This is a genomic window from Sphingomonas bacterium (genome assembly GCF_903643065.1).
Taxonomy (GTDB): Bacteria; Pseudomonadota; Alphaproteobacteria; order Sphingomonadales; family Sphingomonadaceae; genus Sphingomonas.
Genome location: NZ_CAHJWX010000118.1, coordinates 1 through 6,353 on the forward strand (window position 1 = coordinate 1; position 6,353 = coordinate 6,353).

Below are 6,353 nucleotides of genomic sequence, written 5' to 3' on the forward strand. Positions count from 1 at the left end.
CGCGCGCGGCGGCGATCAGCCGCTCGGCCTGCGTCACGGCCCCGGGCGCCGCGCTAGCCACGGATGTGCAGCACGCAGATCAGCGTGAACAGCCGCCGCGCCGTGTCGAAATCGACCGCGATCCTGCCGTCGAGCCGTTCCCGTAGCAGCTCGGCCGCCTGGTCGTGCAGGCCGCGCCGGGCCATGTCGATCGTCTCGATCTGCGCCGGCGTCGCCTGGCGGATCGCCTGGTAATAGCTGTCGCAGATCGCGAAATAGTCGCGGATCGGCCGGCGGAACCCGCCCATGGCGAGGATGAGCGTCTCCAGCGGCGTGTCGTCCTCGCGCCGGATCGCCAGCACCAGCCGGCCCTCCTCGACCGCCAAGTGGAGGCGGTACGGCCCCCCATAGCCGTCGGCGTGCTGGCGGCGCGGCGCGAAGCTGTTGGCTTCGAGCAGGTCGAAGATCGCGATGCGGCGTTCCTGCTCCACATCGGCGGACCGCCACAGGATGGTGCGGTCGTCGAGCTGGACGTCGATGATGCGCGGGTCGGGCACGGCGATCGCATAGGCAGCGGGACGGCGTTCGTCACGCTTCTCCGCTTCCCTGTCGACCGCACCTTGATGAGGCCCAACCTTGCCGGGAAGGTGAAACGATGTGCGTTATCCACATCGTCCGGCGGCCTGCCGGTGATTGGCCCGACCATGGCGTCCTTCTATGCCCCCGGCATGGCCACCCTCGCATTTCCCGTCCCCGCGCCCGCCCCGGAGCCCGCGCATCTGCCTCGCAACGTCGAGGCGGAGGCCGCGATGCTGGGCGCGATGATGATCGACAACCGGCTTGCCGACGATCTGCTCGATCGGCTGGAGCCCGCGCATTTCTTCGAGCCGCTGCACGGGCGCGTGTTCGCCGCGATCCGGACGTTGCGCGCCGCCGACATGCTGGCGACGCCGGTGACGCTGCGGCCGATGTTCGAGGCGGATGAGGGCATGAAGGAACTGGGCGGCCCCGCCTATCTGGCGACGCTGACCGGTTCGGGCGCGGGGCTGATCGGCGCGCGCGAGTTCGCGCGGCAGATCTACGATCTCGCCATGCTGCGCGCGCTGGTCTCCGTCGGGCGCACGCTGGTGGATCGCGCGATGGACACCTCGGAGGAGGTGAACCCGCGCGCGCAGATCGAGCTGGCGGAGGAGGAGCTGTTCAAGGTCGCGGTCGACGGTGGCGCCGAGAACAGCGTCAAGACCTTCGCGCAGGCGATGACGCTGGTGACCCGCCAGGCGCAGCGCGCGCTCGACTCGGGCGGGCACATCGCCGGCATCACCACCGGGCTGGACTCGCTCAACGAGAAGGTCGGCGGGCTGCACGCGTCCGATCTCGTCATCCTCGCCGGCCGCCCCGGCATGGGCAAGACCTCGCTCGCCACCAACATCGCGTTCAACGCCGCGCGCCGCTGGATGCGCGACGGGGAGGACGGGATCGAGCCCGCCAAGTCGGTCGGCGCCAAGGTCGCCTTCTTCAGCCTGGAGATGAGCGCGGACCAGCTGGCGGGCCGCATTGTCGCCGAACAGGCCCGGATCAACTCGGGCGTGCTGCGCTCGGGCAAGATCAACCGCGAGGAGTTCACGCGGCTGTCCAACACGGCGGTCGAGCTACAGAACCTGCCGCTCTATATCGACGATACCGCCGCGTTGACCATCGCCGGGCTGCACACCCGCGCGCGCCGACTCAAGCGGCGCCAGAACAACCAGCTCGGCCTCATCATCGTCGACTATCTCCAGCTGCTCAATGGCAGCGGGCGGAGCAGCAGCGACAATCGCGTCCAGGAGATCTCGGAGATCAGCCGCGGGCTGAAGGCGCTCGCCAAGGACCTCGACGTGCCGGTGCTGGCACTGTCGCAGCTCAGCCGCGCGGTGGAGAGCCGCGAGGACAAGCGGCCGATGCTGTCGGACCTGCGCGAGTCGGGCTCGATCGAGCAGGACGCCGACATGGTGTGGTTCGTCTATCGCGACGAATATTATCATTTGTTCAAGGAGCCGGCGACGCCCAACGAGCATTCGAGCGAGCTGGAGCGGCAGAAATATACCGAATGGCATGACGCCCAGCTGAAGGTCGCCAACAAGGCGACGCTGATCGTCGCCAAGCAGCGCCACGGCTCCACCGGCGCATTCGACCTGCGCTTCGACAGCGAGTTCACGCGATTTTCTGACCTCGCCGAGCCCGGGCGGCACGGCTACGAGCGGTGACTATCCGGGCCGGTAGCTGATCGTCGCCTTGCCTTCCGCGCGGATCGGCAGGAACAGGCCGTTGCCGGTCACCGCCAGCGTGCCCGTCGTCACCCTGGTGATGTCGGCGGTGAGCAGGAAGTCGCCCTCGCGCCGGCCGCCGATCGCCGCCTTCGCTTTGCCCAGCACGCTCGCATATTCCGGCGCGAAATCGTGCCGCAGCCCCTGTGCCACCGAGTCGCGCACGCTGGAATCGTTGAACACGCGCGCGAGCAGGTTGACCGTGCCGCTGTCCGTGTCCGCCACCAGCTGCACGTCGCGCGCCTCGATCGCCTGCGAGTTCGGCCGGTTGAACGGCAGCGCGGTCAGCCAGATGCGGCCCTTGGTGGTCAGGAACGAGCTCGCGCGCGCCTTGGCGTCCGCGTCGACGCCGATCGCCAGCCGGCCGCCCGCCGTCGCATAGACCGTCACCCGGCCGAACCGCACGTCCACCGGGCCGACGCCCTTGAGCGTGATCCCCTTCGCCGCGCGCAGCCGCAGCGCGCGCTGCACCACCGGCTCCAGCTGGTGATAGTCGGCGATCACCGGCACGAAGAAGCGCAGGCCCCGCTCGGGCGGGACGGGGAGCGGTGAGGGCAGCGGCGTCGCCGCCGGCGCGGGCGGCCGGGGGCCGACAAAGGTCTCGGTCAGCGCCTCGGCCGCGAGCGTCAGCGTCAGCGTGCGCCCGGCGACGCGATAGCCGCCGACGCCCAGCCGGCGCGGCGTCACCCGCATCCACGCAGGCGGGTTGTCCCGGTTGAGCGGGATGACGGTGAACGCCTGTCGCCAGATGCCGGCGAGCCGCTGGCGCAGCCGGAGCTTGCTGAGCTCGCCCGGCAGCGTCTGTTCCAGCCGGGCGACGATCGGCTGCAACCGCGCGTCCGCCTTGGACGCGAATTCGATGCGCTTGCCCAGGAACTCGACGCCCGGCGGCTGCGTCCAGTCATAATCGATGGTCACCCTGGCGGTCGGCCGCCAGTCGCCCGCGATCGCGAGCCGCGCGGTGGCATGGATCGTCGCCGCGCCCGTCGCGGTCTTGGAGGCGAGCCCGCCCACCTTGTTCGCGGCGATCGTCGCGGTGATCGGCAGCGTCACCAGCAACCGGTCGCCGCGTCCGGACAGCGTCACGCGACCGCGCTTGACCGCGCCGACGATCTGGCAGCCGAGCTGGGGCAGCACCTTGAGATGCGCGATGCCGAGGTTGACGCGCTGCGCCGGCACGCACTGATCGAGATGCTGGTTGATCGAGTAGAGCACGCGCGGCAATTGGCCGTCGAGCGCCGCCTCGATATCGGCCAGCGGCGCGGTGACGGGCACCACGATGGTGGAGCTTTCCGCCGGCAGCCGCGCCGGCGTGTCGACGCGGGGCGGGGCGGGGACGTGGCTGTGGCGGCTGCACCCGGCGAGCAGGACGGCGAGACAGAGGACGCGGCGCACCCCGTTCAAACCGCCGGACCCGCGATTGGCTCCCGTCAGCCCAGCCGGCGCTGCCACACCGGGACGACGCCGTCGGCGGCGGGCTGGTATACCGCGTGGTAGCGGGTCAGCGCCCGGTCCAGCGCGGCCGCGTCGATCGCCGTTTCCGGCGCGAAGCTGTCGAAGCCGCAGCGGCGCATGAAGACGATCTGATCGACCAGCACGTCGCCGGCCGCGCGCAGCTCGCCCGTATAGCCCGCCTCACGCAGGATGCGCGCGGCCGAATAGCCGCGGCCGTCGCGGAACAAGGGGAAGCTCACCTCGACCAGCCGGAGCCGCGCAAGGTGCGGCACCAGCGCCCGCGCGTCGTCGCTAGACTCCAGCCGCACGGCGATCGCGTCCGCCTGGCCGTCCAGAAAGGCGTCGAGCGTGACGGCGGGCTCGTCCGGTGCGGCGTCGTCGCGGAAACGCAGCCGGGGTTCGCCGCCGATGCTGGTCTGGTCGGCATCCATCTAAAGCCCCTCCCGCAAGCGGGAGGGGTTGGGGGTGGGCTCGACGCCGATCGCGAGCGCATCACCCGGATCTGGTGGGGAGCCCGTCCCCCGGCCCCCTTCCGCTTGCGGGAGAGGGATCAGGTGCTCACCCATAGATCACCGCCTTGAACGGCTCCATGCCGAGCCGGCGATAGGTGTCGAGAAAGCGTTCGCCGTCGCTGCGGGTCGCGAGGTAGTGTTCGGTGACGCGTTCCACCGCGTCGACGATGCCGTCCTCGTCGAAGCCCGGGCCGGTGATCTTGGCCAGCGACACGTCCTCCGCGCCCGAGCCGCCGAGCAGCAACTGGTAGTTCTCCACGCCCTTCCGGTCGACGCCCAGGATGCCAATGTGCCCGGCATGGTGGTGGCCGCAGGCGTTGATGCAGCCGCTGATCTTGAGCTTCAGCTCGCCCAGCTCCTGTTGCTTGGGCGCGAGCCGGGTCGCGATCTTCTGCGCGACGGGGATCGAGCGCGCGTTGGCGAGGCTGCAATAATCGAGGCCGGGGCAGGCGATGATGTCGCTGGCGAGATCGACATTGGCCTCCGCCAGCCCCGCCGCCGCGAGCGCGGCGTGCACCGCCGGCAGGTCCGCCGCGCGCACATGCGGCAGGACGATGTTCTGCGCGTGCGTGACGCGCGCCTCGTCATGGCTGTAGCGTTCCGCCAGCGCCGCCATCACGTCGATCTGCTCGGCCGAGGCATCGCCGGGGATGCCGCCGACTGGCTTGAGGCTGATCGTCACGATCGCGTGGCCCGGCTGCTTGTGCGCGCGGACGTTCTGCTCGCGCCATTGCGCGAAGGCGGAGGGCCCCTCGACTTCGCTCGGGGCGAACGGACGTGGTTCGTTCCGGGCGAATGGATGAGGATCGCTCGGGGCGAACGGATGAGGGTTGGCGGTCGGCGAACCGCCCCCACCGTTCGTGCCGAGCGAAGTCGAGGCACCGCCCTGTCCCTCGACGTCGCTCGGGATGAACGGGGTGTCGTTGAACGCCGGTTCCGCGAACATCGCGGCGATCCGGGCCAGCTCGCTCGCCGGCGGATCGATGCCGAGCGCCTTCACCTCGGCATGTTCGGCCTCGACCTGCCGCCGATACTCGTCCGCGCCCAGCTCGTGGATCAGGATCTTGATCCGCGCCTTGTAGATGTTGTCGCGCCGGCCGTGGCGATTGTAGACGCGCAGGGCCGCCTCCAGATAGCTCAGCAAGTCGTCCGCCGGCACGAAGGCTGCGATCTCCGGCGCGATCATCGGCGTGCGGCCCATGCCGCCGCCCACGAACACGCGCGCGCCGAGCACGCCGTCGCGCTCGATCAGCTGGATGCCGATATCGTGCAGCCGCATCGCCGCGCGATCCTCCGCGCTGGCGATCACCGCGATCTTGAACTTGCGCGGCAGGTAGCTGAACTCGGGGTGGAAGCTGCTCCATTGCCGGATCAGCTCGGCCCAGGGCCGGGGGTCCGCCACTTCGTCCGCCGCCGCGCCGGCGAACTGGTCCGAACTGATGTTGCGGATGCAATTGCCGCTGGTCTGGATCGCGTGCATCTCGACGGTGGCGAGGTCGGCGAGGATGTCGGGCGTCTGCTCCAGCTTGATCCAGTTATACTGGATGTTCTGGCGCGTGGTGAAATGGCCATAGCCCCGGTCATAGGTCCGCGCGATGTGCGCGAGCATGCGGAGCTGGCGGGCGTCGAGCGTGCCATAGGGGATCGCGACGCGCAGCATATAGGCATGGAGCTGGAGATAGAGGCCGTTCATCAGCCGCAGCGGCTTGAACTGATCCTCCGTCAGATGCCCGGCGAGGCGGCGCTCCACCTGATCGCGGAACTCGGCGACGCGGGCGTCGACGATCGCCTGATCGAGGGTGTCGTAACGGTACATGTTACCTCGTCATCCCCGCGTAAGCGGGGACCCATCTCCTGCCGTCCCACTCGGCCCATCGCTGGGGAGATGGGCCCCCGCGTTCGCGGGGGTGACGGTACGTGCTCATATCACCCGGCTCCCCGCCGCCGCGTCCGTCGGATCGAGCGTCAGGTCCGGGCGGACGGTCGGGCCCAGCGCGCGGACGCGGTCCTTGATGTGCGCGGGCCGGGGCCCGTCGGGGGTGGCGGTCGCGTCGATCAGGTAGGGCGCGTTGACGCGGCGCGCGCCTTCCTCGGCCAGCGCGAC

At 70.1% G+C, this 6,353-nt stretch carries 6 protein-coding genes; 1 reads left to right on the forward strand and 5 read right to left on the reverse strand.

Annotated elements, in window-relative coordinates; all coding sequences use genetic code 11:
* Positions 1-53: 53 nt before the first annotated feature.
* Complete coding sequence (locus HUU95_RS05715; RefSeq protein ID WP_174279232.1) at positions 54-536, reverse strand: UPF0262 family protein; 483 nt, start codon at positions 534-536, stop codon at positions 54-56.
* 171 nt (positions 537-707) lie between these two features.
* Between HUU95_RS05715 and HUU95_RS05720 the strand changes: the two genes are divergently transcribed.
* Positions 708-2,222, forward strand: a complete 1,515-nt coding sequence (locus HUU95_RS05720; RefSeq protein WP_174279233.1) for a replicative DNA helicase — start codon at positions 708-710, stop codon at positions 2,220-2,222.
* Here the strand turns inward: HUU95_RS05720 and HUU95_RS05725 are convergent, their stop codons facing one another.
* The 4 genes from HUU95_RS05725 to HUU95_RS05740 form a co-directional block, all read right to left on the reverse strand.
* Entirely contained in the window at positions 2,223-3,677 is a 1,455-nt protein-coding gene (locus HUU95_RS05725) for a DUF4403 family protein (RefSeq protein ID WP_254602645.1), read from the reverse strand.
* A gap of 35 nt (positions 3,678-3,712) precedes the next feature.
* Positions 3,713-4,168: a DUF934 domain-containing protein gene (locus HUU95_RS05730; RefSeq protein ID WP_174279234.1), complete on the reverse strand. Its 456-nt coding sequence runs from the start codon at positions 4,166-4,168 to the stop codon at positions 3,713-3,715.
* Positions 4,169-4,295: 127 nt separating this feature from the next.
* Positions 4,296-6,065, reverse strand: a complete 1,770-nt coding sequence (locus tag HUU95_RS05735; protein ID WP_174279235.1) for a nitrite/sulfite reductase — start codon at positions 6,063-6,065, stop codon at positions 4,296-4,298.
* A 105-nt stretch (positions 6,066-6,170) separates the two neighbouring features.
* Positions 6,171-6,353, reverse strand: a 183-nt coding sequence (locus tag HUU95_RS05740; protein ID WP_174279236.1) for a DUF2849 domain-containing protein, incomplete at its 5' end; no start/stop codon positions are given.